General features: G+C 67.4%; 26 protein-coding genes. 19 read left to right on the top strand and 7 right to left on the bottom strand.

The window, feature by feature from the left end:
- Nucleotides 1-94 precede the first annotated feature (94 nt).
- From ACQY9S_RS16850 to rodA, 5 genes are all read left to right on the top strand, one after another.
- Entirely contained in the window at nucleotides 95-1138 is a 1044-nt protein-coding gene (locus ACQY9S_RS16850; RefSeq protein WP_353092054.1) for a rod shape-determining protein, read from the top strand.
- Nucleotides 1139-1223: 85 nt separating this feature from the next.
- A complete protein-coding gene (gene mreC, locus ACQY9S_RS16855; protein ID WP_428421223.1) occupies nucleotides 1224-2159 on the top strand; it encodes a rod shape-determining protein MreC in 936 nt (311 codons plus the stop codon).
- Complete coding sequence (gene mreD / locus ACQY9S_RS16860; RefSeq protein ID WP_428421224.1) at nucleotides 2156-2677, top strand: rod shape-determining protein MreD; 522 nt, start codon at nucleotides 2156-2158, stop codon at nucleotides 2675-2677. Before mreC ends, mreD begins: the two co-directional genes overlap by 4 nt.
- Before the next feature lie 25 nt (nucleotides 2678-2702).
- Complete coding sequence (gene mrdA, locus ACQY9S_RS16865; RefSeq protein WP_428421225.1) at nucleotides 2703-4712, top strand: penicillin-binding protein 2; 2010 nt, start codon at nucleotides 2703-2705, stop codon at nucleotides 4710-4712.
- Entirely contained in the window at nucleotides 4709-5866 is a 1158-nt protein-coding gene (gene rodA, locus ACQY9S_RS16870) for a rod shape-determining protein RodA (RefSeq protein WP_428421227.1), read from the top strand. The genes mrdA and rodA overlap by 4 nt, the downstream gene beginning before the upstream one ends.
- Here rodA and ACQY9S_RS16875 read toward each other — a convergent pair.
- The 3 genes from ACQY9S_RS16875 to ACQY9S_RS16885 all read right to left on the bottom strand — a co-directional run bounded on the left by ACQY9S_RS16875 (nucleotide 5863) and on the right by ACQY9S_RS16885 (nucleotide 9554).
- Entirely contained in the window at nucleotides 5863-7236 is a 1374-nt protein-coding gene (locus tag ACQY9S_RS16875; RefSeq protein WP_428421228.1) for a patatin-like phospholipase family protein, read from the bottom strand. The genes rodA and ACQY9S_RS16875 overlap by 4 nt on opposite strands.
- An 86-nt stretch (nucleotides 7237-7322) precedes the next feature.
- A complete protein-coding gene (locus tag ACQY9S_RS16880) occupies nucleotides 7323-8849 on the bottom strand; it encodes a sensor histidine kinase N-terminal domain-containing protein (protein WP_428421230.1) in 1527 nt (508 codons plus the stop codon).
- A gap of 33 nt (nucleotides 8850-8882) precedes the next feature.
- Nucleotides 8883-9554 carry a response regulator gene (locus ACQY9S_RS16885; protein WP_428421231.1) on the bottom strand — a complete coding sequence of 224 codons (672 nt, stop codon included), beginning with the start codon at nucleotides 9552-9554 and terminating at the stop codon, nucleotides 8883-8885.
- Between the two features lie 140 nt (nucleotides 9555-9694).
- On the opposite strand from ACQY9S_RS16885, the gene recA reads away from it, so the two are divergent.
- Complete coding sequence (recA, locus tag ACQY9S_RS16890) at nucleotides 9695-10771, top strand: recombinase RecA (RefSeq protein ID WP_428421233.1); 1077 nt, start codon at nucleotides 9695-9697, stop codon at nucleotides 10769-10771.
- A 112-nt stretch (nucleotides 10772-10883) separates the two neighbouring features.
- Nucleotides 10884-11393: a regulatory protein RecX gene (locus ACQY9S_RS16895; protein WP_428421235.1), complete on the top strand. Its 510-nt coding sequence runs from the start codon at nucleotides 10884-10886 to the stop codon at nucleotides 11391-11393.
- Between the two features lie 44 nt (nucleotides 11394-11437).
- Here the strand turns inward: ACQY9S_RS16895 and argC are convergent, their stop codons facing one another.
- Entirely contained in the window at nucleotides 11438-12361 is a 924-nt protein-coding gene (gene argC, locus ACQY9S_RS16900) for an N-acetyl-gamma-glutamyl-phosphate reductase (RefSeq protein ID WP_428421237.1), read from the bottom strand.
- A 210-nt stretch (nucleotides 12362-12571) separates the two neighbouring features.
- On the opposite strand from argC, the gene sucC reads away from it, so the two are divergent.
- The 8 genes from sucC to ACQY9S_RS16940 all read left to right on the top strand — a co-directional run bounded on the left by sucC (nucleotide 12572) and on the right by ACQY9S_RS16940 (nucleotide 20122).
- On the top strand, nucleotides 12572-13738 hold the full coding sequence (gene sucC, locus ACQY9S_RS16905) for an ADP-forming succinate--CoA ligase subunit beta (RefSeq protein ID WP_428421239.1): 1167 nt from the start codon (nucleotides 12572-12574) through the stop codon (nucleotides 13736-13738).
- A gap of 19 nt (nucleotides 13739-13757) precedes the next feature.
- The gene (gene sucD, locus ACQY9S_RS16910) at nucleotides 13758-14651 is read left to right on the top strand and encodes a succinate--CoA ligase subunit alpha (RefSeq protein ID WP_428421240.1); all 894 of its coding nucleotides are present in this window, start codon (nucleotides 13758-13760) and stop codon (nucleotides 14649-14651) included.
- Nucleotides 14652-14808: 157 nt separating this feature from the next.
- Nucleotides 14809-15504 (top strand): TerC family protein, encoded by a 696-nt coding sequence (locus ACQY9S_RS16915; RefSeq protein WP_428421241.1) that lies wholly within the window; start codon nucleotides 14809-14811, stop codon nucleotides 15502-15504.
- Nucleotides 15505-15545: 41 nt separating this feature from the next.
- Nucleotides 15546-16253, top strand: coding sequence for a TerC family protein (locus tag ACQY9S_RS16920; protein ID WP_428421242.1), 708 nt, complete (start codon nucleotides 15546-15548; stop codon nucleotides 16251-16253).
- Nucleotides 16254-16309: 56 nt separating this feature from the next.
- Entirely contained in the window at nucleotides 16310-17527 is a 1218-nt protein-coding gene (locus tag ACQY9S_RS16925) for a serine/threonine-protein kinase (protein ID WP_428421244.1), read from the top strand.
- A gap of 35 nt (nucleotides 17528-17562) precedes the next feature.
- The gene (locus tag ACQY9S_RS16930; RefSeq protein WP_428421246.1) at nucleotides 17563-18372 is read left to right on the top strand and encodes a Stp1/IreP family PP2C-type Ser/Thr phosphatase; all 810 of its coding nucleotides are present in this window, start codon (nucleotides 17563-17565) and stop codon (nucleotides 18370-18372) included.
- A gap of 84 nt (nucleotides 18373-18456) precedes the next feature.
- Nucleotides 18457-19122, top strand: a complete 666-nt coding sequence (locus ACQY9S_RS16935) for an FHA domain-containing protein (RefSeq protein ID WP_428421247.1) — start codon at nucleotides 18457-18459, stop codon at nucleotides 19120-19122.
- A gap of 196 nt (nucleotides 19123-19318) precedes the next feature.
- Nucleotides 19319-20122: a 3',5'-cyclic-nucleotide phosphodiesterase gene (locus tag ACQY9S_RS16940; RefSeq protein WP_428421249.1), complete on the top strand. Its 804-nt coding sequence runs from the start codon at nucleotides 19319-19321 to the stop codon at nucleotides 20120-20122.
- Between the two features lie 37 nt (nucleotides 20123-20159).
- Here ACQY9S_RS16940 and ACQY9S_RS16945 read toward each other — a convergent pair whose 3' ends face one another.
- A complete protein-coding gene (locus ACQY9S_RS16945; protein ID WP_428421251.1) occupies nucleotides 20160-20546 on the bottom strand; it encodes a type II toxin-antitoxin system VapC family toxin in 387 nt (128 codons plus the stop codon).
- Nucleotides 20547-20549: 3 nt separating this feature from the next.
- On the bottom strand, nucleotides 20550-20798 hold the full coding sequence (locus ACQY9S_RS16950) for a type II toxin-antitoxin system Phd/YefM family antitoxin (RefSeq protein WP_428421252.1): 249 nt from the start codon (nucleotides 20796-20798) through the stop codon (nucleotides 20550-20552).
- A gap of 63 nt (nucleotides 20799-20861) precedes the next feature.
- Here ACQY9S_RS16950 and ACQY9S_RS16955 point away from each other — a divergent pair, with 63 nt between their 5' ends.
- From ACQY9S_RS16955 to ACQY9S_RS16970, 4 genes are all read left to right on the top strand, one after another.
- Entirely contained in the window at nucleotides 20862-21227 is a 366-nt protein-coding gene (locus ACQY9S_RS16955; protein WP_428421254.1) for a hypothetical protein, read from the top strand.
- Between the two features lie 79 nt (nucleotides 21228-21306).
- Complete coding sequence (locus tag ACQY9S_RS16960; RefSeq protein WP_428421256.1) at nucleotides 21307-21816, top strand: DUF2919 family protein; 510 nt, start codon at nucleotides 21307-21309, stop codon at nucleotides 21814-21816.
- Nucleotides 21813-22490, top strand: a complete 678-nt coding sequence (locus ACQY9S_RS16965; RefSeq protein ID WP_428421257.1) for a glycosyltransferase — start codon at nucleotides 21813-21815, stop codon at nucleotides 22488-22490. Before ACQY9S_RS16960 ends, ACQY9S_RS16965 begins: the two co-directional genes overlap by 4 nt.
- On the top strand, nucleotides 22487-24214 hold the full coding sequence (locus ACQY9S_RS16970; protein ID WP_428421259.1) for a class I SAM-dependent methyltransferase: 1728 nt from the start codon (nucleotides 22487-22489) through the stop codon (nucleotides 24212-24214). The genes ACQY9S_RS16965 and ACQY9S_RS16970 overlap by 4 nt, the downstream gene beginning before the upstream one ends.
- Nucleotides 24215-24612: 398 nt before the next feature.
- On the opposite strand, the gene tnpC is transcribed toward ACQY9S_RS16970, so the two are convergent.
- The gene (gene tnpC, locus ACQY9S_RS16975) at nucleotides 24613-26154 is read right to left on the bottom strand and encodes an IS66 family transposase (RefSeq protein ID WP_428421261.1); all 1542 of its coding nucleotides are present in this window, start codon (nucleotides 26152-26154) and stop codon (nucleotides 24613-24615) included.
- Nucleotides 26155-26160: the final 6 nt, after the last annotated feature.

The following is a 26160-nucleotide window of genomic DNA, read 5'->3' on the forward strand; positions in this document are numbered from 1 at the left end:
ATCGCCTCGAACACCGCCCTTTCCCATACCCAGGCGGCGCAGCCTTCGTAGCCCTCGGCTCCCTCGCTGCGGCGCCCTGCAGAAACACCAAGACATGTTCGCCTCCCTGCGACGCTATTTCTCCACCGACCTCGCGATCGACCTCGGCACCGCCAACACGCTGATCTACGTGCGCGGCAAGGGCATCGTGCTCGACGAGCCCTCGGTCGTCGCGATCCGCCACGAAGGCGGGCCGAACGGCAAGAAGACCATCCAGGCCGTCGGCGCCGAGGCCAAGGCCATGCTCGGCAAGGTGCCGGGCAACATCGAGGCCATCCGGCCGATGAAGGACGGCGTGATCGCCGACTTCACCGTCACCGAGCAGATGCTCAAGCAGTTCATCAAGATGGTGCATCCGCGCTCGGTGCTCAAGCCCAGCCCGCGCATCATCATCTGCGTGCCCTGCGGCTCCACCCAGGTCGAGCGGCGCGCGATCCGCGAGTCGGCGCTCGGCGCCGGCGCCAGCGAGGTCTACCTGATCGAGGAGCCGATGGCCGCGGCCATCGGTGCCGGCCTGCCCGTCAGTGAAGCGACCGGCTCGATGGTGGTGGACATCGGCGGCGGCACCACCGAGGTTGGCGTCATCTCGCTCGGCGGCATGGTCTACAAGGGCAGCATCCGCGTCGGTGGCGACAAATTCGACGAGTCCATCATCAACTACATCCGCCGCAACTACGGCATGCTGATCGGCGAGCCGACGGCCGAGGCGATCAAGAAGCAGATCGGCTCCGCCTTTCCCGGCTCCGAGGTGCGCGAGATGGAGGTCAAGGGCCGCAACCTCAGCGAGGGCGTGCCGCGCAGCTTCACGATCAGCAGCAACGAGATCCTCGAGGCGCTGACCGACCCGCTGAACAACATCGTCTCCAGCGTCAAGAACGCGCTCGAGCAGACGCCGCCCGAACTCGGCGCCGACATCTCCGAGCGCGGCATGATGCTGACCGGTGGCGGCGCGCTGCTGCGCGACCTGGACCGCCTGCTGGCCGAAGAGACCGGCCTGCCCGTGCTGGTGGCCGAGGATCCGCTCACCTGCGTGGTGCGCGGTTGCGGCATGGCGCTGGAGCGCATGGAGCGCCTGGGCAGCATCTTCACCTCCGAGTGATCCCGCCCCGGCTCGCGTCCCCGATGCAGTCCCGAAGCCGGCGCGTGCCCCACGTGGCCGGCTTCTTCGTTCACCGCCGAGCGCCATGCCTCTAGGCACCCTCGATCGAACTCCACCGCCGTTCTTCAAGCAGGGCATGTCGGCTCTGACGAAGCTGGTGTTCTTCTCCGCCTTCGCGCTGTTCCTGATGGTGGCCGACACGCGCTTCAGGCTGACGCTGCCGCTGCGCGCGGCCCTGGCCACCGCGCTGCACCCGATCGAGCGCGTGCTGCTGGTGCCGGTGCGTGCCTGGGAGACGGTGCACGACTATTTCGCCGGCATCGCGCAGGCGCGCGAACGCGAGACGGCGGCCTTGATCCGCCTCGCCGCCCAGGCGGAGCTGGCGGCGCGCGTCGGGCCGCTGACCGAGGAGAACCAGCACTTGCGCGAATTGCTGGCGTTGCGCCCGCAGTTCACGGCGCGCACCGAAGCGGCCGAGGTGCTCTACGAGGCAGCCGATCCCTACACGCGCAAGATCGTCATCGACCGCGGCGCGACCCACGGCGTGGTCGCCGCCTCGCCGGTGATCGACGCCGCCGGTGTGCTGGGACAGGTCACGCGCGTCTACCCGCTCGCGTCCGAGGTGACGCTGCTGACCGACAAGGATGCGGCGATCCCCGTGCTCAATGTGCGCACGCAGGCCCGTGCCGCGGCCTACGGCGACCCGGCCAGCGTGGCGGCCGGTGCCGGCATGGAGTTGCGCTTCCTCGCCAGCAATGCCGACATCGAGCCGGGCGATGTGCTGAACACCTCCGGTGTCGACGGCATCTACCCGCCTGGCCTGTCGGTCGCGAAGGTCGTGACGGTCGATCGGCGTGCCGGCAGCACGTTCGCCAAGGTCACGCTGGTGCCGGCCGCCCGGCCCGACAGCGTGCGCCATGTGCTGGTGCTCGAACCCTTGAACCTGCAGCTGCCGCCGCGGCCGGTCGATCCGGCGGCCAGCGAGCCTGGAACGCGCCGACGCGGTGGGGGGCGGCGATGATCATGGCCGGCCGTTCCGACCAGTTGCTGCTGCCGGTCAACCCGGTGTTCATGTGGGGCTCGCTGCTGCTCGCGCTGACCTTCAACCTGATCCCCTTCGGCCGCGCGGCCGGCATGCCCGACCTGCTGGCGCTGGCGCTGGTGTTCTGGAATGTGCAGCAACCGCGCCGCGTGGGCATCGGTGCGGCCTTCCTGTTCGGCCTCGTGATGGACGTGCACCAGGGCGCCCTGCTCGGCCAGCATGCGCTGGCGTACACGCTGCTGAGCTTCTTCGCGATCACGATCCACCGACGTCTGCGCTGGTTCAGCGTGTGGAGCCAGGCGCTGCAGGTGCTGCCGCTGCTGGCGGCCGCGCACCTGGTCTCGCTGCTGGTGAGGCTCGCCACCGGCAGCGTCTTCCCCGGCTGGAACCTGCTGCTCGCGCCGCTGATCGAAGCGCTGCTGTGGCCGCTGGTCTCGCTGCTGCTGCTTGCGCCGCAGCGCCGTGCTCCCGATCGGGACGAGAACCGGCCCCTCTGAGCACCGGCCACCCGCCACGATCCGCATGGAACTCAGAGACCTCGACCGCGAACTGGGGAGCTTTCGGCTGCGTCTGTTCGCGGCCGCGCTGCTGGTGCTGTTCGGCTTCGGGCTGCTGGTGGTGCGCCTGGTGGTCCTGCAGGTGCTGCGGCACGACGAGCTGTCGACCCAGGCAGAGAACAACCGCATCACGGTGCTGCCGATCCCGCCCAACCGCGGCCTCATCCTCGACCGCAACGGCGTGGTGCTGGCCAACAACTACTCGGCCTACACGCTCGAACTCACGCCCTCGAAGATCGACGACCTGGACGCGACGATCGAGCAGCTCGCGCCCTTGATCGACATCACGGCGCGCGACCGCAAGCGCTTCAAGCGGCTGATGGACGACGCCAAGAGCTTCGAGTCGCTGCCGATCCGCACCAAGCTCAGCGACGAAGAGGTGGCGCGTTTCACGGCGCAGCGCTTCCGCTTCCCGGGCGTGGACATCAAGGCGCGGCTGTTCCGCAACTATCCCTACGGCGAGCTGGCCAGCCATGTGCTCGGCTACATCGGGCGCATCAACCAGGTCGAGAAGGAGGCGATCGACGACACCGACGACGCCGCCAACTACAAGGGCACCGACTACATCGGCAAGCTCGGCATCGAGCAGAAGTACGAGGCCGAGCTGCATGGCGCGACCGGCTTCGAGGAGGTCGAGACCAGCGCCGCCGGCCGCGCCGTGCGGCGCCTGCGCGCCAGCCCGCCGACGCCGGGCAACACGGTGCGGCTGTCGATCGACATCCGGTTGCAGCAACTGATCGAGCGCCTCTATGGCGACCGGCGCGGCGCACTGGTGGCGATCGATCCGCGCAACGGCGAGGTGCTGGCCTTCGTCAGCAAGCCGACCTTCGATCCCAACCTGTTCGTCGACGGCATCGACAGCGAAAGCTGGAAGGAACTCAACGAGTCGCTCGACAAGCCGCTGCTGAACCGCGCGCTGCGCGGCACCTACCCGCCGGGCTCGACCTTCAAGCCCTTCATGGCGCTGGCCGCGCTGGCCAGCGGCAAGCGCACGCCGCAGCAGACGATCTTCGACCCCGGCTACTTCTGGTTCGGCAACCACAAGTTCCGCGACGACAAGGAGGGCGGCCATGGGTCGGTCGACATGTACCGCTCGATCGTGCAGTCCTGCGACACCTACTACTACATGCTCGCCGCCGACATGGGCGTGGACCTGATCCACGACCAGCTCCAGCCCTTCGGCTTCGGTGCGCTCACCGGCATCGACCTCGAAGGCGAGGTGCGCGGCACGCTGCCGTCCACGGAGTGGAAGCGCAAGGCCTACAAGCGGCCCGATCTGCAGCGCTGGTATGCCGGCGAGACCATCTCGCTGGGCATCGGCCAGGGCTACAACAACTTCACCGTGCTGCAGATGGCGCAGGCGAGCGCGACGCTGGCCAACGGCGGCGTGCACTACCGGCCGCGGCTGGTGCACCAGATCGAGGACGCGGCCACGCACGAGCTGCGCGAGCTGCCCAGCGAGACCCTGGCCAAGATCGACATCAAGCCCGAACACCTGGAGTTCATCCAGCACGCGATGGTCGGCGTGAACCGCGAAGGCACGTCGGCGACCGCATTCCGCGGCGCGAGCTACGTGGCCGCCGGCAAGACCGGCACCGCGCAGGTGGTCGCGATCAAGCAGAACGAGAAGTACAGCGCCTCCAAGACCGCCGAGCACCTGCGCGACCATGCGCTCTTCATCGCCTTCGCACCGGCCGACGCGCCGCGCATCGCGGTCGCGCTGGTGGTCGAGAACGCCGGCTTCGGCGCGCAGTCGGCCGCGCCGATCGTGCGCCGCGTGTTCGACTACTGGATTGCCAACCTCTACCCGAGCGACCAGGACATCGCGCTGGTGCAGCTCGGCCAGGCGCCGGCGCCGACCGGAACGCCGCGCCCGTTGGACGAAGTCGGCCCCTTGCCGGGCGCGCCGCTGGCGCCGCCTTTGGTGCCAGCGATCAGCCCGGCCAGTGCAGCGGCCGCGGAGCCGCCGCCATGAGCGGCATGTTCGACCGGCAGCCGCTGTGGCAGCGCGCCTTGCGGGTCTTCACGGGTTTCGACGGACCGCTCGCACTGGTAGTGGTGGTGCTCGGCGCTGCCGGTCTGATGACGATGTACTCGGCCGGCTACGACCACGGCACGCGCTTCGTCGATCACGGCCGCAACATGCTGCTGGCCGCCGGCGTGATGTTCATCGTCGCGCAGCTGCCGCCGCAGCGCCTGGCGCAACTGGCGGTGCCGCTGTATGTGGTGGGCGTGGCGCTGCTGATCGCCACCGCGGTGTTCGGCGTCACCAAGAAGGGCGCGACGCGCTGGCTGCATGTCGGCGTGATCGATATCCAGCCCAGCGAGATCCTCAAGATCGCGATGCCGCTGATGCTGGCCTGGTGGTTCCAGCGCCGCGAGGGCCAGGTGCAGGCGCTCGACTTCGCCGTGGCCTTCCTGCTGCTCGCGGCGCCGGTGGGGCTGATCGTCAAGCAGCCCGATCTGGGCACCGCGATCCTGGTGCTCGCCGCCGGCCTGTACGTGATGTTCTTCGCCGGCCTGAGCTGGAAGCTCATCGTGCCGGTGCTGCTGGTGGCCGCCGTGGCGGTGACGGCGGTGGTGTGGTTCCAGGTCGCGATCTGCCAGCCCGACGTGCAGTGGCCGCTGATGCGCGACTACCAGAAGCACCGCGTCTGCACCCTGCTCGACCCGACCCAGGACCCGCTGGGCAAGGGCTTCCACATCATCCAGGGCATGATCGCCATCGGCTCCGGCGGCATCACCGGCAAGGGCTTCATGAACGGGACGCAGACGCACCTGGAGTTCATTCCCGAGCGCACCACCGACTTCATCTTCGCGGCCTTCTCCGAGGAGTTCGGCATGGCAGGCTGCGTGGCGCTGCTGCTCGGCTTCACCTTCCTGATCTTCCGCGGCCTGATGATCGCTTCCGACGCGCCGACGCTGTTCTCGCGGCTGCTGGCCGGTGCGATCACGCTGAGCTTCTTCACCTACGCCATGGTGAACATGGGCATGGTCACCGGCATGTTGCCGGTGGTGGGGATTCCGCTGCCCTTCATCAGCTACGGCGGCACGGCGATGGTCACGCTCGGCCTTGCGCTCGGCATCCTGATGTCGGTGGCGCGCAGCAAGCGGCTGATGCAGAGTTAGCGACGCGGCCGCCTCATCCACCGCGAGAGCAGGGTCTGCAGCCCGGAGCGCGGGGCCGCAGCTGCTGGTGTGGGGGCCGTTGGCGGCGGCACGGGTGCCACTTTCGGCGAGGAGGGCGTCGGCGGCGCAACGGCGGTGGACGCTGCGGTCGCCTCGCCGCGGGGCGGTCGGCCTGCCGGTTCGGATTCGGCCAGGGACGCGGCCCTCGGTGCCGGCAGCAGTGCCGGCGCAGCCTGCGCTGCAGGCGCCGCGGCCGGGGGCCGCGGCGGTCGTGCCCGCGCCGATCGCCGGGTGTCGCCGGAGGACTGTTTGTCGAGGAAGGAGCGCTCCAGATCGAGCGTCGACCGCACGCCGATGTCGTTGCGGTGTTGCTTCAACCACTGGTCGGCTGCCCGGCGCCCCAGGTCGAACAGTCCGTCGAGAAAGACCCGATCGGTGTTGAACTTGCTGCTCGCGTTGAACGGGGCGAGGCCGTCGTCGTCGGCGATCATGTGCAGGCGCAAGTCCTTGTAGCGCCCGGGCTCCAGCTTGCCTTCGCGCACCAGTCGCGACACGAAGGCGATGGCGCGCATCTCGGCCACCAGGCTGGCATTGAAGGTGATCTCGGACAGGCGGTCCATGATCTCGACGCTGCGCGTCGGCGTGCCTTCGTGCTGCAGCGGGTTGATCTTCACCAGCAGGATGTCCAGCGTCTCGGTGTTGTAGATCAGCGGGTAGATCGCCGGGTTGCCGGTGTAGCCGCCGTCCCAGTAGGCCTCGCCGTCGATCGTGACGGCCTGGAAGATCAAGGGCAGGCAGGCCGAGGCGAGCAGGGCGTCGATCGACAGCTCCTTGCCGGTGAACACCCGCGCCTGGCCGCTGCGCACACTGGTGGCGGTGATGAACAGGGGGATGTCGCAGCTGCGCAGTGCCTCTTCGTCGACGTGCCGGCGTGCCACGTCGCGCAGCGGGTTCAGGTTCAGTGGGTTGAATTCGTAAGGGCTGAAAGCGCGAAAGAAGCTGTTGAGCCACTGGTAGCTCGGCAGCTTGTCGAAGTTGAAGTTGCTGCCCCCCCCATTGGTCGGGTTCAGCGAGAACGGCGAGAAGGCCTGGCCGCTGGTGCTGACGTCGTGCCAGAAGGCGGCGAGTGCGTCGCGCGCTCCCGAGCGTGCGCCGCGGGCGTAACCGGTCGCCAGCACGGCGGCGTTGAGCGCGCCCGCGCTGGTGCCGGAGATCGCCGAGATCTCGACCGTGTCGTCTTCGAGCAGCCGGTCGAGCACGCCCCAGGTGAAGGCGCCGTGCGAGCCGCCGCCTTGCAGGGCGAGGTCGACACGGCGCGGCGCGGCGGCAGTAGGTGGCTGCGGTCGGGGGGGTCGCGTGATTTCAGGCATGGCACCTCCTTGCTGCGACGCAGTCTACGCGTCGCGGCCGTCGTTTGCTGCGCCGCAGCAAACGGCCCTGCCGCGGTGGTCAGGCCCTAGGTGCGTTCACCGCCGAGGCCCGCCGATCGGGCGAGCGGCAGGTGTTCGCCCGGCCAGGCCGCGAAGCGCAGCGTGAAGCGCGCGCCGGGTCCACTGCCATCGGGCAGCGGGCTGTCGCGGGTGTCGTCGAGGGTGAGCGTGGCGCCGTGCTGGCGTGCGATCTCGGCCACGATGGCCAGACCCAGGCCGGAGCCGTCGACATTGGTGCCGAGCGCGCGGTAGAAGGGCTGGAACACCAGTTCGCGCTCGGCCGGTGGGATGCCGGGCCCCGAGTCTTCGACCTGCAGGACCACCACCTGGCCGAACGGATCGCCGACCACGCGCACCGTCACCGTGCCGCCGGCCGGCGTGTAGTGCAAGGCGTTGTCGACCAGGTTGCGGATCAGTTCGCGCAGCAGCAGGGCGTGGCCGCGCACGCTGCTGCGCTGCGGTTCGGCCGTGTCGCCGTCGGCGCCGGGCCCTTCGTAGCCGAGGTCGATGCGCTGCTCCAGCGCGCGCGGCACGAAGTCGCGCACCGTCTCGGTCGCCAGGCGTGCGAGCTTGACCTCCGCGACGCGGGCGGCGAATTCACGGTCCTCGGCCCGCGCCATCGCCAGCAGCTGGTTGACCATGTGGGCTGCGCGCTGGCTCGACAGGGCGATCTGCTGCAGCGAGCGCTTCAGTGCCTCCGGCTCACGCTCGCCCGCGTCGATCTCGCGCTGGGCGATCTCGGCCTGGGTGCGCAGGCCGGCCAGCGGCGTCTTGAGCTGGTGCGCGGCATCGGCCAGGAAGCGTCGCTGCGTCGCCAGCGAGCGGTCCAGCCGCTCCAGCAAGTCGTTGATGGCGCGCACCAGCGGCGAGACCTCTTCAGGGGCCTCCCGCTCGTCGATCGGGCTGAGGTCGTCGGCGGCACGGCGGCGGATGCGCTGCTGCAACTCGTTGAGCGGCGCGATGCCGCGCGCCAGCGCCAGCCACACGAGCAGCACCGCGACGGGCAGGATCACGAACTGCGGCAGGATCACGCCCTTGATGATCTCGGTGGCCAGTTGCGAGCGCTTGCCGAGCGTTTCGGCCACTTGCACCAGGGCCGGCGAGGTGCTGCCGGGGATGGGCGGCACGCCGGGCATCGCGACCCACAGGTAGGCCACGCGCACGGCCTCGTTGTGCACTTCGTCGTCTCGGTAGCGGAGTTCCCCGACCGCCGGGATTTCCTCGTCGCTCGGCACCGGCAGCGCTTGATCGCCGCCCAGATGCTCGCTGCGCGCACCCAACACCTGGAAGTAGATCTCGTCGGTCTCGTCGGCGCGCAGCAACTGGTCGGCCCCGGGAGGCAGCGAGAAGGCGACGCGGTCCTGGTCGACGCTGATCTGCTGCGACAGCACGCGGGCCATCTCGCCGAGCGCCCGGTCGTAGGGACGGTTGGCGATGTTCTGGGCCACCAGCCAGGTCAGCGCCACGCTCATGGGCCACAGCAGCAGCAGCGGCGCGAGCATCCAGTCGAGGATCTCGCCGAACAGCGAGCGCTGGCCGCGCAGCGTGTTCATGCCCGGGGGCGCGCGCCGCGCAGCATGCCGGCGTCAGCCCGCGATCTTCTCGAGGCAGTAGCCCAGGCCACGCACGGTGGCGATGCGCACCGGGCCCTGCTCGATCTTCTTGCGCAGGCGGTGGATGTAGACCTCGATCGCGTTGTTGCTAACTTCGTCGCCCCACTCGCACAGCCGCTCGACCAGCTGGTCCTTGCTGACCAGCCGCCCGGCGCGCTGCAGCAGCACCTCGAGCAGCGAGAGCTCGCGCGCCGACAGCTCGATCATCTGGTCGTTCAGGTAGGCCACACGCCCGGTGGCGTCGAACGACAGCGGTCCGTGCTTGATGATGGCCGAGGCGGTGCCCAGCCCGCGCCGCGTCAGCGCCCGCACCCGCGCTTCCAGCTCCTGCAGCGCGAAGGGCTTGGCCATGTAGTCGTCGGCCCCGAGGTCCAGGCCCTTGACACGCTGCTCCACGCTGTCGGCCGCGGTCAGGATCAGCACCGGCGTGGTCGTGCCGCGCGCGCGCATCTTGCGCAGCACTTCCAGGCCGTGCAGCTTGGGCAGGCCGAGGTCGAGGATCACCAGGTCGAACTCGTGGTCGGCGAGCGCCGCGTCGGCCTCGCTGCCGCTGCCGACCTGGTCGACCGCGTAGCCGCCCTTGCGCAAGGTGCGCAGCAGGCCGTCGGCCAGCACCTGGTCGTCTTCGGCAATGAGGATCCTCATGGACTTGTCTCCCTCTGCGGCGCCATGGCTCTTGTTGTCGTTGGCGCCGGCTTCATTGTAGGGAGGCACTCCCGAAGGGCCAAAAACCACTGTACAAATAACCAGTTTCGACCATAATCCAACCCAACCGGAGGCCCAGCATGGATGCAAGCGTCAAGACATTGAACACCGAAAAGGCCAAGGCCTTGCAGGCTGCGCTCGCGCAGATCGAAAAGCAGTTCGGCAAGGGCACGATCATGCGCCTCGGCGAAGGCGAGGTGATCGACGACATCGAGGTGGTGTCCACCGGCTCGCTGGGCCTGGACATCGCGCTCGGCGTCGGCGGCCTGCCGCGCGGTCGTGTGGTCGAGATCTACGGTCCCGAGTCGAGCGGCAAGACCACCCTCACGCTGCAGGTCATCGCCGAGATGCAGAAGCTCGCCGGCACCTGTGCCTTCATCGATGCCGAGCACGCACTCGACTCGCAGTACGCCCAGAAGCTCGGCGTCAACCTGCAGGAGCTGCTGATCTCCCAGCCCGACACCGGTGAGCAGGCGCTCGAGATCGTCGACGCACTGGTGCGCTCCGGCTCGGTCGACCTGGTCGTCATCGACTCGGTGGCCGCGCTCACGCCCAAGGCCGAACTCGAAGGCGAGATGGGCGACTCTCTGCCCGGCCTGCAGGCGCGCCTGATGAGCCAGGCGCTGCGCAAGCTCACCGCGACGATCAAGAAGTCGAACTGCATGGTGATCTTCATCAACCAGATCCGCATGAAGATCGGCGTGATGTTCGGTTCGCCCGAAACGACGACCGGCGGCAACGCGCTGAAGTTCTACGCCTCGGTGCGGCTCGACATCCGCCGCATCGGCAGCATCAAGCGGGGCGAAGAGGTCATCGGCAACGAGACCAAGGTCAAGGTCGTCAAGAACAAGGTCGCCCCGCCGTTCAAGACGGCCGAGTTCGACATCCTGTTCGGCGAGGGCGTGTCGCGCGAAGGCGAGATCATCGACCTGGGCGTTGTCGCCAAGGTGATCGACAAGTCGGGCGCCTGGTACGCCTACAACGGCGAGAAGATCGGCCAGGGCAAGGACAACAGCCGCGAGTTCCTGCGCGAGAACCCCGAACTCGCCCACGAGATCGAGAACAAGATCCGAGAATCGCTCGGCGTGGCGCTGCTGCCCAGCATCGAGGTCGAAGTGCCCAAGGGCAGCAAGCAGGCGGCGGCAGGTGGCGCGTGACGCAGGGATGCGTGTGAGCGAGCGGGGCCGCTGTCGTCGGCAACCGGCTCACGACACGGCTTGGCATCACCGAGCTGTTCTGTCGGGGTCGGCCGCCTGACGGTTGCACTCCATGGCCCGTCCCGCGCCGTCGCTCAAGGCCAAGGCGCTGGCCTGCATCGCCCAGCGCGAGCACAGTCGCGTCGAACTGCGGCGCAAGCTTCTGTCCCACATCGGTCGTCAGCTCAAAGCGGCCGCGTCTTCCCCGCTCGCGCTTGATGTGCCGGTTCAGATGCTGGCCGCCGAACGTGAAGTCGACGAACTGCTCGACTGGTTGACCGCGAAAGACCTGCTCAGCGTCGACCGCTTCGTCGAGACCCGCGTGAACGCCCGCGTGGCGAGATTCGGCAACCTGCGCATTCGCCAGGAGCTGGCGCAGCATGGTGTGGAACTCGATGTAGAGACTGCGCAGCGTCTCAAGGACGGCGAGTTGTCACGCGCACGCACCGTGTGGGCCAAGCGTTTCGGCACGCCGGCCACCGGCGCGGCCGACCGGGCCAGGCAGATTCGCTTTCTCAGCGCCCGTGGCTTCAGCGCCGAAACCGTGCGCCGTGTGGTGAGAGGCGGGGGCGACGAGGACTGAGGGAGCCGTTTCGACCCGCGAGGCGGGGAGCTTGCGCCCGCACCTCACAGGCCCAGCATCAGTCGGATGTTCTGCACCGCGGCACCCGAGGCCCCCTTGCCCAGGTTGTCGAGCCGCGCCACCAGCACGGCCTGTCCGCGCGCTTCGTTGCCGTAGACGCGCAGCTCCAACAGGTTGCTGTCGTTGAGCGCTTCGGCTTCGATCTTGCCGCCTGGTTCCACCGTTGCCACCTTGACCCACTCCCGGCCGGCGTAGCGCGTCCGCAGCACCGCCTCGAGGTCGGCGGGCTTCGGTCGGCCGTTGAGCAGGTCCAGGTGCAACGCCACCTGCACCAGCATGCCCTGGCGGAAGTTGCCGACGCTGGGCACGAAGATCGGTCGGCGGGCGAGCCGGCTGTACTGCTGCAACTCAGGCAAGTGCTTGTGTTCGAGGCCGAGGCCATACAGCTCGAAGGCCAAAGCACCGCCCGCCTCGTACGCTTCGATCATCGTTCTTCCACCACCGGAGTAACCACTCACAGCGTGTACAGCTACGGGATAATCCGGCAGCAGCAAGCCTGCATCCACCAACGGACGCAGCAAGGCAATGCCTCCGGTCGGGTAACAGCCGGGGTTGGCGACGCGGCGTGATGCGGCCACGGCCGCCGTTTGCTCCGGCGCGAGTTCGGGAAAGCCGTAGACCCAGCCCGCGGCCACGCGGTGCGCGGTGCTGGCATCGACGATCTTCGGTCCACCGTTCGGCAGGCTGTCCGCGAGCGCGACCGACTCGCGCGCCGCGTCGTCGTGCAGGCACAGCACCACCAGGTCCACACCGGCCATCAGGTCGCGCTTCGCGTCGGCATCCTTGCGGCGCGCCGGATCGATGCTGACCAGTTCCATGCCGGCCATCCCGGCCAGGCGCTCGCGAATCCCCAGACCGGTTGTGCCGGCCTCGCCGTCGATGAAGATGCGAGCGGGACGGGTGCTCATGGCGTTGCGTAGAAGGTGAGGAGGGAGAGTCGATGGTAGCAATGCGATGCTTCAGCGTGGTGTCATCAAGGGTTCACGCGATTTTCTTGGTGCAATGCAGCATGCTAAAGTCGTTCGGTTTTTCCCGGCGTGCCACCCGCGCCGTGGCGACTGATCCTGTCCTGTCCGACTTCTTCGATCCGACCACCCACCCTCGAACCAAGCGCGACCATGAAGATCCACGAATATCAAGGCAAAGAGATCCTGCGCCAATTCGGCGTGCCGGTGCCACGCGGCTACCCGGCCTTCACCGTGCAGGAGGCCGTCGAGGCCGCCCAGAAACTCGGCGGCCCGGTATGGGTCGTCAAGGCGCAGATTCACGCGGGCGGCCGCGGCAAGGGCGGCGGCGTCAAGCTCGGCAGGAGCCTGGACGACGTGAAGGCGCTGTCCGGCGAGATCCTGGGCATGCAGCTCAAGACCCACCAGACCGGCCCCGAGGGCCAGAAGGTGCGTCGCCTGCTGATCGAGGAAGGCGCCGACATCAAGAAGGAGTACTACGTCGCCGCGGTCACCGACCGCGCGACGCAGCGCGTCGCCCTGATGGCCAGCTCCGAAGGCGGCATGGACATCGAGGAAGTCGCACACGCGACGCCCGAGAAGATCCTCAAGGTCTTCGTCGACCCGGCCACCGGCCTGACCGATGCGCAGGGTGCCGAGCTGGCCCAGGGCATTGGCGTGCCGGCGGCCAGCCAGGCCCAGGCCATCGACGTGCTCAAGAAGCTCTACCAGTGCTACATGGCGACCGACGCCTCGCTGGCCGAGATCAACCCGTTGATCCTCGAGGGCAACGGCAACATCAAGGCGCTGGACGCGAAGTTCAACTTCGACGCCAACGCCCTGTTCCGCCACCCCGAGATCGTCGCCTACCGCGACCTCGACGAGGAAGATCCGGCCGAGATCGAAGCCAGCAAGTTCGACCTCGCCTACATCCAGCTCGACGGCAACATCGGCTGCCTCGTCAATGGCGCGGGCCTGGCGATGGCGACCATGGACACCATCAAGCTGTTCGGCGGCGAGCCGGCGAACTTCCTCGATGTCGGCGGTGGCGCCACCGCCGAGAAGGTGACCGAGGCCTTCAAGATCATGCTGAAGAACCCCGAGGTGAAGGCCATCCTGGTCAACATCTTCGGCGGCATCATGCGCTGCGACACCATCGCCGAAGGCGTGATCACGGCCTGCAAGGCGGTCAACCTGAGCGTGCCGCTGGTGGTGCGGATGAAGGGCACCAACGAGCAGATCGGCAAGAAGATGCTGGCCGACAGCGGCCTGCCCATCATCGCCGCCGACACCATGGCCGAGGCCGCGACGGCCGTGGTCGCCGCCATCAAGAAGCAGTGAGCCGAGGAAGAACCGCATCATGAGCATCCTGATCAACAAGGACACCAAGGTCATCACGCAGGGCATCACCGGCAAGACGGGCCAGTTCCACACGCGCGGCTGCCGCGACTACGCGAACGGCAAGAACTGCTTCGTCGCCGGCGTGAACCCGAAGAAGGCCGGCGAGGATTTCGAAGGCATTCCGATCTTCGCCAGCGTCAAGGACGCGGCGAAGAACACCGGCGCCACCGTCAGCGTGATCTACGTGCCGCCGGCCGGTGCCGCTGCGGCCATCTGGGAAGCGGTCGAGGCCGACCTCGACCTGGTGATCGCGATCACCGAGGGCATTCCGGTCAGGGACATGCTCGAGGTGCGCAACAAGATGAAGGCCAAGGAGGCCGCCGGCGGCAAGCAGACGCTGCTGCTCGGCCCCAACTGCCCGGGTTTGATCACGCCGGACGAGATCAAGATCGGCATCATGCCGGGCCACATCCACAAGAAGGGTCGCATCGGCGTGGTCAGCCGCTCTGGCACGCTGACCTATGAAGCGGTCGCCCAGCTCACCGAGCTGGGTCTCGGCCAGTCGAGCGCGGTCGGCATCGGCGGCGACCCGATCAACGGCCTGAAGCACATCGACATCATGAAGGCCTTCAACGACGATCCGGACACCGACGCGGTGATCATGATCGGCGAGATCGGCGGCCCCGACGAGGCCGAAGCGGCCCGCTGGTGCAAGGCCCACATGAAGAAGCCCATCGTCGGCTTCATCGCCGGCGTCACCGCCCCTGCGGGCAAGCGCATGGGCCATGCCGGCGCGCTGATCTCGGGCGGTGCCGACACCGCCGACGCCAAGCTCGCGATCATGGAGGAGTGCGGCTTCACCGTGACGCGCAACCCCTCGGAAATGGGCAAGCTGCTCAAGGCGCTGCTTTGACGCAAGGCATCGGCGCGGTATCCGCGCCGATGCGTAGTATCACGAAGCTTGCAGGGAGATGACGGCGCGACACTAGCATCAGTGCTCACTACCGCCGGATACGGGGGCCTCGGCCCCCTTTTCTTTGCCGCCGCTCCACGCCCCGAGGATCGTGATCATGGACTTTCTCACCGCCGCGTTCTGGATCGCGCTGCTCAAGATCGTGTGGGTCAACATCCTGCTGTCCGGTGACAACGCCGTGGTGATCGCGCTCGCGGCCCGCAAACTGCCGCCGAGACAGCAGAAGCTCTCGATCCTCGGTGGCAGCGCCGCTGCGATCGTGCTGCGGGTCTTGCTGACGCTGTTTGCGGTCCGGCTGCTGCAGTTCCCCTATCTGAAGCTCATCGGCTCGCTGCTGCTGCTGTGGATCGGCGTGCAGTTGATGGTCGACGAGGGCGACGAGGGCCATGTCGAGGCCGGCGACTCGCTGTGGAAGGCGATCCGCACCATCCTGGTGGCCGATCTGGTCATGAGCCTGGACAACGTGATCGCGGTGGCCGCCGCCGCCAACAGCGCCCCTGACGACATGCGCACGCTGCTGCTGGTGCTCGGCCTGGGTCTGTCGATCCCGCTGATCATCTTCGGCAGCACCCTGCTGCTCAAGCTCATGGAGCGCTTCCCGCTCATCATCACGGCAGGGGCGGCGCTGCTGGGCTTCGTGGCCGGCGAAATGGCCACGACCGACCCGGCGATTCACGACTGGTTCGAGGCCCACATGCACGGGCTCGACTACGCCGTCAGCATCAGCTGTGCGGTCGCCGTGGTCGCGGCGGGCCTGGCGTTGTCCAAGCAAAAGCCGGCCAGCGCCATTTGAGCCATCTGAATTCGCAACCCTCAACGTCGAAGTCCTGAGCCATGGAGCAGTTTCTGACCGCCGAATTCTGGATCGCCGTCGGGCAGATCATCATGATCGACATCGTGCTCGGCGGCGACAACGCCGTCGTCATTGCGCTGGCGTGCCGCAAGCTGCCCGATGCGCAGCGCACGAAGGGCATCCTGTGGGGCACGGCGGGCGCGATCGTGCTGCGCATCGTGCTGATCTTCTTCGCGCTGACCTTGCTGGCGATTCCCTATCTCAAGCTCGTCGGGGCCGCGCTGCTGGTGTGGATCGGCGTGAAGCTGCTGATGCCGGACGAAGACGGCGGACACGCCCATATCGAAGGCAGCGACAAGCTGTGGGCGGCCGTCAAGACGGTGATCGTGGCCGATCTGGTGATGAGCGTGGACAACGTGATCGCGATCGCCGGCGCGGCCGAGGCCGCCGGCGGCGACAACGAGATGCCGCTCGTGATCTTCGGCCTGCTCGTCAGCATCCCGATCATCGTCTGGGGCAGCCAGCTGGTGCTGAAGATGATGGATCGCTTTCCCGTGATCATCACCATCGGCGCCATGCTGCTGGGTTGGATTGCCGGCACGATGGCGCTCGGTGACCCGGCGGTGCAAGGCCTGATCGCGCAGACCGATGCGATGAAATACACCTGCGGGATCGCAGGCGCACTGGTGGTGCTCGCACTCGGCAAGTGGGCCGCGGCGCGCTCACGCGACAGCGAGTCCGCCACCTGACATCCCGGGGCGGCGTCTCGGCCACGGCGTCGACGGTGCCATGCTACCGTTTCGCCATGAGCCTTCCTCCTGACCGTGTTCTGTCGGCACCACGGCGCTGGGTCTGTCTCGGCACCTGGATGGGCGTGGCCGTGTCGTCGGCGTCGGCCGCCACCGACGTCGCGGCCACCGACTCCATTGGCCTGTGGATCGGCCTCGGGCTGGCCTTGTTCGCGGGGCTGGTCTGGTGGCGTCGGCGCGCCGCATCCCCACCGTCGATCCGGCGCCGCCGCACCGACCGCGCACCGGGCTCCGGTTTCCTCAGCACGCAGCTCGACTCGGTGCAGGACACCGTGCTCGACCCGCGTACCCTGGAGCCGCAGCGCCGCATCGGCTCCTACCTGATCGAACGCGACATCGGCCGCGGTGCGATGGGTGCCGTGCTGCTGTGCCGCGACGAGCGCACCGGCGAGGTGGTGGCGCTCAAGACCATGGCGCTCGGCCGCGAATTCCACGGCGAAGCCCTCACCGAGGCCCGCGAGCGCTTCTTCCGCGAGGCCGAGATGGCCGGCCGGTTGCAACACCCCGACATCGTGGTCGTGCGCGAGGCCGGCGAACAGGACGGCACGGCCTACATCGCGATGGAGCTGCTGAGCGGGTCCGACCTCAGCGAATTCACCCAGCCCACGCGGCTGCTGCCGGTGCCGGCGGTGCTGGGCATCGTCGCGCGCGTGGCGAAGGCCCTGGCCTACGCCCACCGGCAAGGCGTGACGCACCGCGACATCAAGCCGGCCAACATCATGGTCGAGTTGAAGAGCGGCATGGTCAAGGTCACCGATTTCGGCATCGCCCGCATCATCGACTCGACCCAGACGCGCACCGGTCTCGTGCTCGGCACGCCGTCGTTCATGTCGCCGGAGCAGATGGCCGGTGCGCGCGTCGACGGCCGCAGCGACCTGTACGCGCTCGGCGTCACGCTGTTCCAGCTGCTGACCGGCGCGCTGCCTCACAGCCCGGATTCGATGGCCGAGCTGATCCGCTCGATCGCCAACGACGTGGCCCCCGACGTGCGCACCCTGCGCCCCGAACTGCCGGCTGCGCTGGCCGACATCGTGGCCCTCGCGCTCGAGAAACGCCCCGAGGTCCGCTACGCCGACGGCGAAGCGCTGGCCGCCGACCTGCATGCCGTGCTCGTGCAGCTCCGGGCCCCGACGAACGCCGCTGCCGGCCCGGCCGCCGAGGCCGCAGCCCCGGCGACGGCTCCCGCCGCGCCGGAAGCCGGGCACAATCCCTAGTGTTCGCGCGCACTGGCGCGCTCAGTCGCTTTCCGATGCCAACGCTCCCGACCCCCTCTGCCCTGCGTTTCGAGTTCGTCAGTGCCACGGACACCGGCCGATCGCGCAACAACAACGAAGACTCGGTGGTCGTCGACGAGGTGGCCGCGTTGGCCGTGCTGGCCGACGGCATGGGCGGCTACAACGCCGGCGAAGTGGCCAGCAGCATGCTCACCAGCTTCATCAAGGCCGAGCTCGGCCGCTGGCTCAGCGAAGCCAGCGCCCAGGCCACCGACACCGACGTGCGGCGCGCGATGGACATCTGCGTTGACAACGCCAACCGCGCGATCTTCAACGCCGCCAACTCCAACCCGCAGTACGCCGGCATGGGCACGACGCTGGTGGTCGCGGTGCTGCGCGATTCGCGGCTGCTGCTCGGGCACATCGGCGACTCGCGGGGCTACCGCTGGCGTGACGGCGAACTGTCGCAGATCACGCGCGACCATTCCTTGCTCCAGGAGCAGCTCGACGCCGGGCTCATCACGCCCGAGCAGGCCGCCGCATCCAACAACAAGAACCTGGTGACCCGGGCGGTGGGCGTCGAAGACACCGTGCTGCTCGAGACCCACTTGCACCAGAGCCAGCCGGGCGACTGGATCCTGCTGTGCTCCGACGGCCTGTCGGACATGATCGACGACGAGCAGATCGCTGCCGTGTTGCGTCAGCACGACTCTTTGCCGCAGGCCTCGCAGGCGCTGGTGCAGGCTGCCAACGATGCTGGCGGACGGGATAACATCTCGGTCATTCTGGTGCGCGCCTCGGGTGCTGTGCCGGTGTCGCGGGCCTGGTGGCCGTTCCGCCGCTGAAGCGGCGCCCAGACACGCGGTCGAGCAGGCGCGCAGCAGGTCGTCGGTTCCACCACATCAGAAGTCAGACGCACGGGGTCACGCATGGGCAAGTTGGTCGTATCGCTGGACGGAGTCGTCATCAAGGAGGTCCAGCTCACCAAGGACAAGACGACGCTCGGTCGCCGCCCGTACAACGACATCGTGATCGACAACCTCGCCGTCAGCGGCGAGCACGCCGTGCTGCAGATGGTGGGCCAGGACGTCTTCATCGAAGACCTCAACAGCACCAACGGCACCTACATCAACGGCAAGGCCGTCAAGAAGCAGCTGCTGCAGCACAACGACACCGTCGAGATCGGCAAGTACAAGATCAAGTACCTGAGCGTTGAAAGCTCGGACTACGAGAAGACCATGATCCTCAAGCCGGGGGCCGCCGCGGCTGCCGCACCGAGCTTCCAGCACACCGCGCCGCTGAGCAACTCCAATTTCGCGACGCTCACCGGCACGAGTTCGGCATCGATCAAGGTGCTCAACGGCGCGGCCGTTGGCCGCGAGGTGGCGCTGACCAAGGTGGTCACCACCGTCGGCAAGCCCGGCGTGCAGGTTGCATCGATCACCAAGCGCCCCGGCGGCTACGTGTTCGCCCACGTCGAGGGCGGCAGCCGCCCCACGGTCAACGGCAGCGAGGTCGGCGGCGACCCGGTGCATCTGAAGAACGGCGACGTGATCGAACTCGCGGGCACGCAGATGCAGTTCGTGCAGAACTGAACGCCTGCCTGCTCGGCCACGGGCATTAGTGCCGCGGCGCAGCACATTTTCAGCACTGCACCACGCGCAAGCTGCCACGCCGTGAGGCATCGCACGGCCTGGAGCTTGCCCGCTCCCCGCTGCGGCGGCACCATCGAGCGGTGACGTTTTTCGTGCTTCAGGGCGCCGCCGCTTCCGCGTCGACGGTGCCATCGCCATGAGCCGGTGCCCCGTGCGCCTGCAGGTGCTCGGCTGCTCCGGCTCCATCGCGTCGGGGAGCCGCACCACCGCCTTCCTGCTCGACGACAACGTGCTCATCGACGCCGGCACCGGCGTGGGCGACCTCGCGCTCGACGCGATGGCCGGCATCGACGACATCCTCGTCTCGCACTCTCACCTCGACCACGTGCTCGCCATCCCGCTGCTGGCCGACAGCGTGATGAAGCTGCGGCTCACCCAGCCCGAGCGTGGCCCGATCCGCGTGCACGGCCTGCCCGAAACCTTGGCGGCGCTGCGCGCCCACCTCTTCAACGGCCAGATCTGGCCCGACTTCACCAGCATCCCGAGCGCCGCTTACCCGATCCTGCGGCTGCAACCCTTTGCCATCGGCGACACCCTCCTGTTCGGCCGAGGCGCCGCGCAGCGGCGCATCGAGGTGCTGCCCGCGTCGCACACCGTGCCGGCCTGCGGCTTCGCAGTCGACAGCGACGAAGGCTGGTGGGTCTACAGCGGCGACACCGGCCCCAACCCGGCGCTGTGGGCCGCGCTGAAAGGCCGGCGCATCGCCCACCTCATCATCGAGACCGCCTTCGGCGACGACGAGCGCTGGCTCGCCGACCTGAGCGGCCACCTCGCGCCCAGCAGCCTGGCCGCCGAGCTGGCCCAGCTCGACGGCAGCGTGCCGGTGCACATCACCCACCCCAAGCCCGGTGAAGTGGCAGCCGTGGTGGCGCAGATCCGCGCCATCGACACGGCGCACCGGGTGGAGCCGCTGGTGAAGGGGCTGGTGTTCGAGCTGTAGGCGCGGACGCTGCGCGACGCGCGTCAGTGGTCCGCCGTCAGACCCGGATCACCGTGTCGCTGTAGTGCGCCACGGTCTCGTCGTGCGTGATCAGGCGCAGCGGCTCGCACAGCGCCTGCGCCACCAGCAGGCGGTCGAACGGGTCGGCGTGCAGTGCCGGCAGCGTTTCGGTGGCGGCGGCATGAGCCGGCGTGATCGACAGCAAGGTGTAGCCGGCCGCCTGGCAATACTGCAATGCCGCCGCACCGGAGATCGGCATGTCGCCGCGCCCCAGAGCGTGCTTGATCGACACCTCCCAGATGCTGACCGCGCTGACCCACACCTCGTTGTCCGGGTCCGCGATCAGTTTGCGGGCGCGCTGCGGCAGGCGCCGGTCGTCGGCCAGCGCCCACAGCAGCACGTGGGTGTCGAGCAGCAGGCGCATCCGTCAGCGCACCACGCCGTGGAAAAGCGCCGCGGCCTCGGCGGCCGATGCATCGATGCTGTCGGGCACCACGAAACGGCCGCGCGCCACACCCAGCCGAACCCCGGCGCCGCCACCCGGCCGCACCGGCACCAGCCGCGCGGCCGGGCGCCCGTGCCGGGCGATGGTGATCTCGAGTTCCTGCCCCGAGGCCACCTGCTCGACCAGCTTCGACAGCGTGTTCTTTGCTTCCAACATGTTGACGGTCGTCATGGTGGCTCCGGTGGGGCGAAAATATAGGCCATTCTAGCCAGACTTGTCGCTCGGCACATCGAGGTGCTGCCCGCGTCGCACACCGTGCCGGCCTGCGGCTTTGCAGTCGACAGCGACGAAGGCTGGTGGGTCTACAGCGGCGACATTGGCCCCAACCCAGCGCTGTGGGCCGCGCTGAAAGGCCGGCGCATCGCCCACCTCATCATCGAGACCGCCTTCGGCGACGACGAGCGCTGGCTCGCCGACCTGAGCGGCCACCTCGCGCCCAGCAGCCTGGCCGCCGAGCTGGCCCAGCTCGACGGCAGCGTGCCGGTGCACATCACCCACCCCAAGCCCGGCGAAGTGGCGGCCGTGGTGGCGCAGATCCGCGCCATCGACACGGCGCACCGGGTGGAGCCGCTGGTGAAGGGGCTGGTGTTCCAGCTGTAGCATCGCGCACTGCAAGGCGCAATGCATCTTTGCTGAACCAGGGCTCTCTGTCGAAGCCATTTCAAAGCGGGCGACCTTCATGGCCGACAACTCTTCACCTCACGACGCTGCGTTTCAGATCGACCATCACGGCGTGCTGCGCATCCCGAGCCTGCTGTGGGTCGCGCTGGCGCTGCTGGCGCGGCACTGGGTGCTGCTGCTGTTGATCGTCGTGTCGGCTCGGCGCGAAGGGTCGTCCGTCCTGCTGCTCGGCGATGGGGGCGTTCCGTGGGTCGCCCTGGGCATGGAAGTGCCCGTCGTGCTGCTGGCCTTCGCAGCCTTCTACCGGCAGCCCACTGCGGGCGCCTGGGCTCGCCTGCTGTGGCGTCGCGGGCGTGAGATCGTGGCGGTGACGGCCGCGCTCAACGTCGGTTGGACCGTGGACCTGCTGCTAAAGTCGGATTACTGGCTTCCGTGGCCGGAATTGTTTCTCATCAGCTGCGGAGTGCTGGACGTGGCCATCGCATTGAGCATGTACACGACGCCGTACTATCGCCAGCTATTCAATGAGTTTCCGGCCCGGCCCGGCGCGACACCACCGCAAGCATGATTCGAGTATTCATCGGCTTTGACGCGCGCGAAACTGCCGCGTGGCATGTGCTCTCGCACAGCATCCTGGCCCGTGCTTCGCAGCCGGTAAGCATCACGCCGTTGGCCCTGGGTAACCTGAAGAGCGTGTTCTGGCGCGAACCCACCGCCCTGCAGTCCACCGACTTCTCGTTCACGCGCTTCCTCACGCCCTACCTGAGTGCCTATGAGGGCTGGTCGCTGTTCATGGACTGCGACATGCTCATGCGCGACGACATCGCCAAGCTCTGGGCGCTTCGCGACGACCGCTACGCGGTGATGTGCGTCAAGCACGACCACCGGCCGGCCGAAACCACCAAGTTCCTCGACCAGCCGCAAACGGCCTACGGCAAGAAGAACTGGTCGAGCGTGATGCTCTTCAACAACGCGAAGTGCAAGGCACTGACACCCGAGTTCGTGAACACCGCGACCGGCCTTGAGCTGCACCAGTTCAAATGGCTGGCGAATGACGACCTGATCGGCGAGCTGCCGCACGGATGGAACCATCTGGTGGGCTATGACGCGCCGGACCCGACGGCGAGCAACGCGCATTTCACGATTGGCGGCCCGTACTTTAATGAGTATGCCTCCTGTGAGTATGCAGGTGAATGGTTCGCGGTACGGGAAGCGATGCTGAAGGTGGATCAACGGCGATGAGTGAGCCGCTGCCAGTTCAATCGCCCTCGAGCGGAATGCATATTCACTGGATCGCTGAAGGGGTCAGGGGTTCTGACGAAGGCGTTTACCGCTCCAATTTGGCATCCAATCGCTATCGCGCTGCGCTGCCCGCAGGATGGTTGTCCAGTAACGGGCACCGTGTTCACTTCATTGATCAGCACCGGTGGATGGTCGATGCCGGTGATCTACCCGACGCCGTTGTCGTTGCGAAGTTGCCGCCTTTCGGCGGTGATGCGCAGATGCGTAAGCGAATCGGCGAGCATGTTCTCGGCCAAATCGACGCGGCTCGGCGCCAGGGCGTTGCCGTCCTGGCCGACTTCAACGACGATCATTTCGATCACCCGACACTTGGGCTCTACTGGCGGTGCCTCGCGAGCGGGGTAGATATTTGCGTCGTCGGTTCCGATGCCATGGGTGCCGCCGTGCGGCGACATACTGATCGGCCTGTCCGTGTGATCGGTGACCCAATCGGTTCGCCGCGTGGAGAGCCCCGCGTCTTTCGCAGTCCCACCGGGCTCTCGCGGATTATTGGCGGACTGCTATCTAGCAGGGGTGCTAAGCGGCTCCAACTCGTTTGGTACGGCGATGGTCAAAATTGGCCCGCCATGCGCGATTGGGCCGAGCAGATCGTGTCCATCTCTGAGGAGTTCCCCTTTATTCTGTGGGTGGTCACGCGGCCTCAGGAGGCCATCGAGGCTCAGGTGATCAAATTCAATCGCCAGTATGGTCCCAGGGCTTCGATGGAGTTGGTGCCATGGGACGAGGAAACGCAATGGTCGGTGGTTCGGGATGCCGATGTGGTGCTAATTCCAGCTGACCTGACCGATCCAACGAAGGCGGTGAAGACCAGCAATCGACTGACTGACGCCCTGCATGCAGGGCGTTACGTAATTGCTTCGCCTCTTGTCGCTTACAAGCCGTTTGCAGAGTTCGTCATGCTGACCGACACGCCGCTTTCGGCGCTGCGAGGTCATCTGCAGCGTCCGGAGGCCGCGTTGCGGGCGTTGACATTGGGACAGGGTGCAGCGATCGCCAGTTGCAGCCTCGGTACGATAGGCCACGCATGGCAGGCCGCGTTAACTGAAGCAGTCGCGATCGGAGATAAGCCAGCGACTGGAGGACGGACCAGTCAGTACCTTCCAGTGCCGCACACCGAGATTCCGCTACCGCAGCGGGCGCCTGTAAGGTTGAACCTTGGCTGTGGAGACAAAATCCTCGCGGGCTATCTGAACGTCGATGTCGTTGCAGCGCGCGCTGGCCAGACACCTGATGTTCTATGCGATCTCCACGATTTGAGTGTCTTTGAATCGAGCTTCGCCGACGAGATACTTGCGGTGCATGTCGTCGAGCACTTCTGGAGATGGGAGATTGAAGCCATTCTTTGCGAATGGCTTAGGGTGCTCAAGCCAGGAGGGCAAATGATTCTGGAGTGTCCGAACCTCATCAGCGCTTGCGAGGCGTTCCTCAAAGACCCAGAGCGCGCAGCGCTGCCGACGAAGGAGGGGCAACGGACGATGTGGGTTTTCTACGGGGATCCGGCTTGGAAGGATCCGTACATGATCCACCGCTGGGGATACACGCCTGAAAGTCTCAAGCGGCTGATGGAAAGCGTTGGCTTCATCAACGTTCGCCAAGAGCCGGCGCAGTTCAAGCTGCGCGAACCCAGAGACATGCGTGTTGTAGGGGAGAAGCCGTTAGCCTGAGCGTTGGCCTGAACTGGTGGTTTGCCGTAGCACCCGATGAACGCTGGAGCGACACGTGGGCAGTGGAAACAAGAGCCCTGGAATGGCTCCCCTGCCAATCGTGCACGGGCGGTCCGCGGCGAGCTGATGGCGGTTCTGCAAGCGCGCTGCGCCGCTGCAGTGTGTCGTTCAAGTGTTGAACGTCGACACTCGCCCTCGGCGTGGTCGTAAGCGTCTGGTCACGCCACCTTGTCAGCTCGCCGATCGATGTCAAGGCGGTTAGGCAGGCCCCTTGACCTCGTCGGTGTAGACCTCGTTGGACCAGGCAAGGGCGATGGCCCTGTCCAGGCGTTTCAGAAGCGCACCGAGCGTTTCGCCGTAAGCGTCCGGCCAACCCATCTTGACGATGGGCGAGGAGGTCAGACCGACGCGGTCGGCCGCCAGCGATGCGGCAGGAGTTCGGCGATCCGGCTGGCGGGCTGCGTCGGCAGCCGCTCGAGCACGTCGCGCATGTAGGCATACGGGTCGTGCCCGTTGAGCTTGGCCGACTGGATCAGGCTCATCACGGCAGCGGCCCGCTTGCCCGCGCGCAGTGATCCGGCGAACAACCAGTTCTGCCGTCCGAGCGCGATCGGCCGGATGCGGTTCTCCACCCAATTGTTGTCGATCGGCAGATCGCCGTCGTTCAGGTAGCGCGTGAGCGCCACCCAACGCTTGAGGCTGTAGTCGATCGCCCGGGCGGTGGCCGAGCCGTCCGGGATCTTCTGGCGCTGCTGCAGCATCCACTGATGCAACGCATCGGCCACGGGCCGTGATCGTCGTCGTGCGTCGAGTCTCGTGCGGCTATCGGCGTCTGCCACATCCCTCTCGACGTCGTACAACTCGCCGAAGAACTTCAGCGCCTGCTCGCCGACCTGACTGCCGTGGTTGGCCCACAGCTCGTGGAACTTGCGCCGCGCATGCGCCATGCAGCCGACCTCGGTCACGCCGAGCTCGAAGCAGGCCTTGTAGCCGCTGAAGTCGTCGGTGACGAGCTTGCCCTGCCAGCCGCGCTGGTCCGGCGTTCCTGGCAGCCCGAGGAAGGCGCGTACATGCTGGTCACCTCGGCTGTCGGCGAAGTCGAAGACGACGGCCTGGAGCGGGTTGAACGGCGTGGTGCAGTAGCTCCACAGGTACGCGCGGTGCGTCTTGCCATCCCTCAGGTTCGCGGGCTTGAGCATGGCCACTGGTGTCTCGTCGGCATGCAGTACCGGCTGGCGCAGCAGCTCTGCGGCCAGCGCATCCACCAGCGGCTGCAACTGCACGCCGCACTCGCCGACCCACTGCGCCAGCGTCGAGCGGGCGATCAGATGCCCGGCGCGCTCGAAGATCGCTTCCTGGCGGTACAGCGGCAGGTGGTCGAGGTACTTGGCCACCAGCACCTGTGCGAGCAAGCCTGTGGTCGGCAGCCCCTTGTCGATGACGTGCGGCGCGACGGGTGCCTGCACGATCTTCTCGCAGCACTTGCACACCCACTTGCCGCGGATGTGACGCTCCACCGTGAACACGCCGGGCTGGTAGTCCAGCTTCTCGGCGACGTCCTCGCCGATGCGCCGCATCGGTGTGCCGCAGCCGCAGGTCGTCTCCTCGGGCTCGTGGCGGATCTCGCGGCGCGGCAGGTTCGCCGGCAGCTTCTCGCGCTTGGGAACGTGCTTCTCGCCGGCGGCCCTGCCCGCCGTTTGCAGGGCCTCGACCTCTGCGGCCACCGCCGCCAAGTCGCTGTCGAGCGTCTCCTCCAGCAGGCTCTTCTGCTCGGCGCTGTAGGCCTCGCTCGTGGCGGCGAACTTCAGTCGCTTAAGGACCGCGTTCTCGTGCGTGAGCTTGTCGATGACGGCCTGCTTGAACGCGACCTCGGCGCGCGAGGCCCGCAGCTTCTCGCGCAGTTGCTCGGGTTCCAGCGTTTCGAGGTCGTCGGTGATCACGGAGCG

Source organism: Methylibium sp. (genome assembly GCF_965279545.1).
Taxonomy (GTDB): domain Bacteria; phylum Pseudomonadota; class Gammaproteobacteria; order Burkholderiales; family Burkholderiaceae_C; genus Methylibium.

Coding starts and splice junctions, on each gene's coding strand:
- ACQY9S_RS16850 (WP_353092054.1), top strand. CDS start 95: ATGTTCGCCTCCCTGCGACGCTATTTCTCCACCGACCTCGCGATCGAC.
- mreC (WP_428421223.1), top strand. CDS start 1,224: ATGCCTCTAGGCACCCTCGATCGAACTCCACCGCCGTTCTTCAAGCAG.
- mreD (WP_428421224.1), top strand. CDS start 2,156: ATGATCATGGCCGGCCGTTCCGACCAGTTGCTGCTGCCGGTCAACCCG.
- mrdA (WP_428421225.1), top strand. CDS start 2,703: ATGGAACTCAGAGACCTCGACCGCGAACTGGGGAGCTTTCGGCTGCGT.
- rodA (WP_428421227.1), top strand. CDS start 4,709: ATGAGCGGCATGTTCGACCGGCAGCCGCTGTGGCAGCGCGCCTTGCGG.
- ACQY9S_RS16875 (WP_428421228.1), bottom strand. CDS start 7,236: ATGCCTGAAATCACGCGACCCCCCCGACCGCAGCCACCTACTGCCGCC.
- ACQY9S_RS16880 (WP_428421230.1), bottom strand. CDS start 8,849: ATGAACACGCTGCGCGGCCAGCGCTCGCTGTTCGGCGAGATCCTCGAC.
- ACQY9S_RS16885 (WP_428421231.1), bottom strand. CDS start 9,554: ATGAGGATCCTCATTGCCGAAGACGACCAGGTGCTGGCCGACGGCCTG.
- recA (WP_428421233.1), top strand. CDS start 9,695: ATGGATGCAAGCGTCAAGACATTGAACACCGAAAAGGCCAAGGCCTTG.
- ACQY9S_RS16895 (WP_428421235.1), top strand. CDS start 10,884: ATGGCCCGTCCCGCGCCGTCGCTCAAGGCCAAGGCGCTGGCCTGCATC.
- argC (WP_428421237.1), bottom strand. CDS start 12,361: ATGAGCACCCGTCCCGCTCGCATCTTCATCGACGGCGAGGCCGGCACA.
- sucC (WP_428421239.1), top strand. CDS start 12,572: ATGAAGATCCACGAATATCAAGGCAAAGAGATCCTGCGCCAATTCGGC.
- sucD (WP_428421240.1), top strand. CDS start 13,758: ATGAGCATCCTGATCAACAAGGACACCAAGGTCATCACGCAGGGCATC.
- ACQY9S_RS16915 (WP_428421241.1), top strand. CDS start 14,809: ATGGACTTTCTCACCGCCGCGTTCTGGATCGCGCTGCTCAAGATCGTG.
- ACQY9S_RS16920 (WP_428421242.1), top strand. CDS start 15,546: ATGGAGCAGTTTCTGACCGCCGAATTCTGGATCGCCGTCGGGCAGATC.
- ACQY9S_RS16925 (WP_428421244.1), top strand. CDS start 16,310: ATGAGCCTTCCTCCTGACCGTGTTCTGTCGGCACCACGGCGCTGGGTC.
- ACQY9S_RS16930 (WP_428421246.1), top strand. CDS start 17,563: ATGCCAACGCTCCCGACCCCCTCTGCCCTGCGTTTCGAGTTCGTCAGT.
- ACQY9S_RS16935 (WP_428421247.1), top strand. CDS start 18,457: ATGGGCAAGTTGGTCGTATCGCTGGACGGAGTCGTCATCAAGGAGGTC.
- ACQY9S_RS16940 (WP_428421249.1), top strand. CDS start 19,319: ATGAGCCGGTGCCCCGTGCGCCTGCAGGTGCTCGGCTGCTCCGGCTCC.
- ACQY9S_RS16945 (WP_428421251.1), bottom strand. CDS start 20,546: ATGCGCCTGCTGCTCGACACCCACGTGCTGCTGTGGGCGCTGGCCGAC.
- ACQY9S_RS16950 (WP_428421252.1), bottom strand. CDS start 20,798: ATGACGACCGTCAACATGTTGGAAGCAAAGAACACGCTGTCGAAGCTG.
- ACQY9S_RS16960 (WP_428421256.1), top strand. CDS start 21,307: ATGGCCGACAACTCTTCACCTCACGACGCTGCGTTTCAGATCGACCAT.
- ACQY9S_RS16965 (WP_428421257.1), top strand. CDS start 21,813: ATGATTCGAGTATTCATCGGCTTTGACGCGCGCGAAACTGCCGCGTGG.
- ACQY9S_RS16970 (WP_428421259.1), top strand. CDS start 22,487: ATGAGTGAGCCGCTGCCAGTTCAATCGCCCTCGAGCGGAATGCATATT.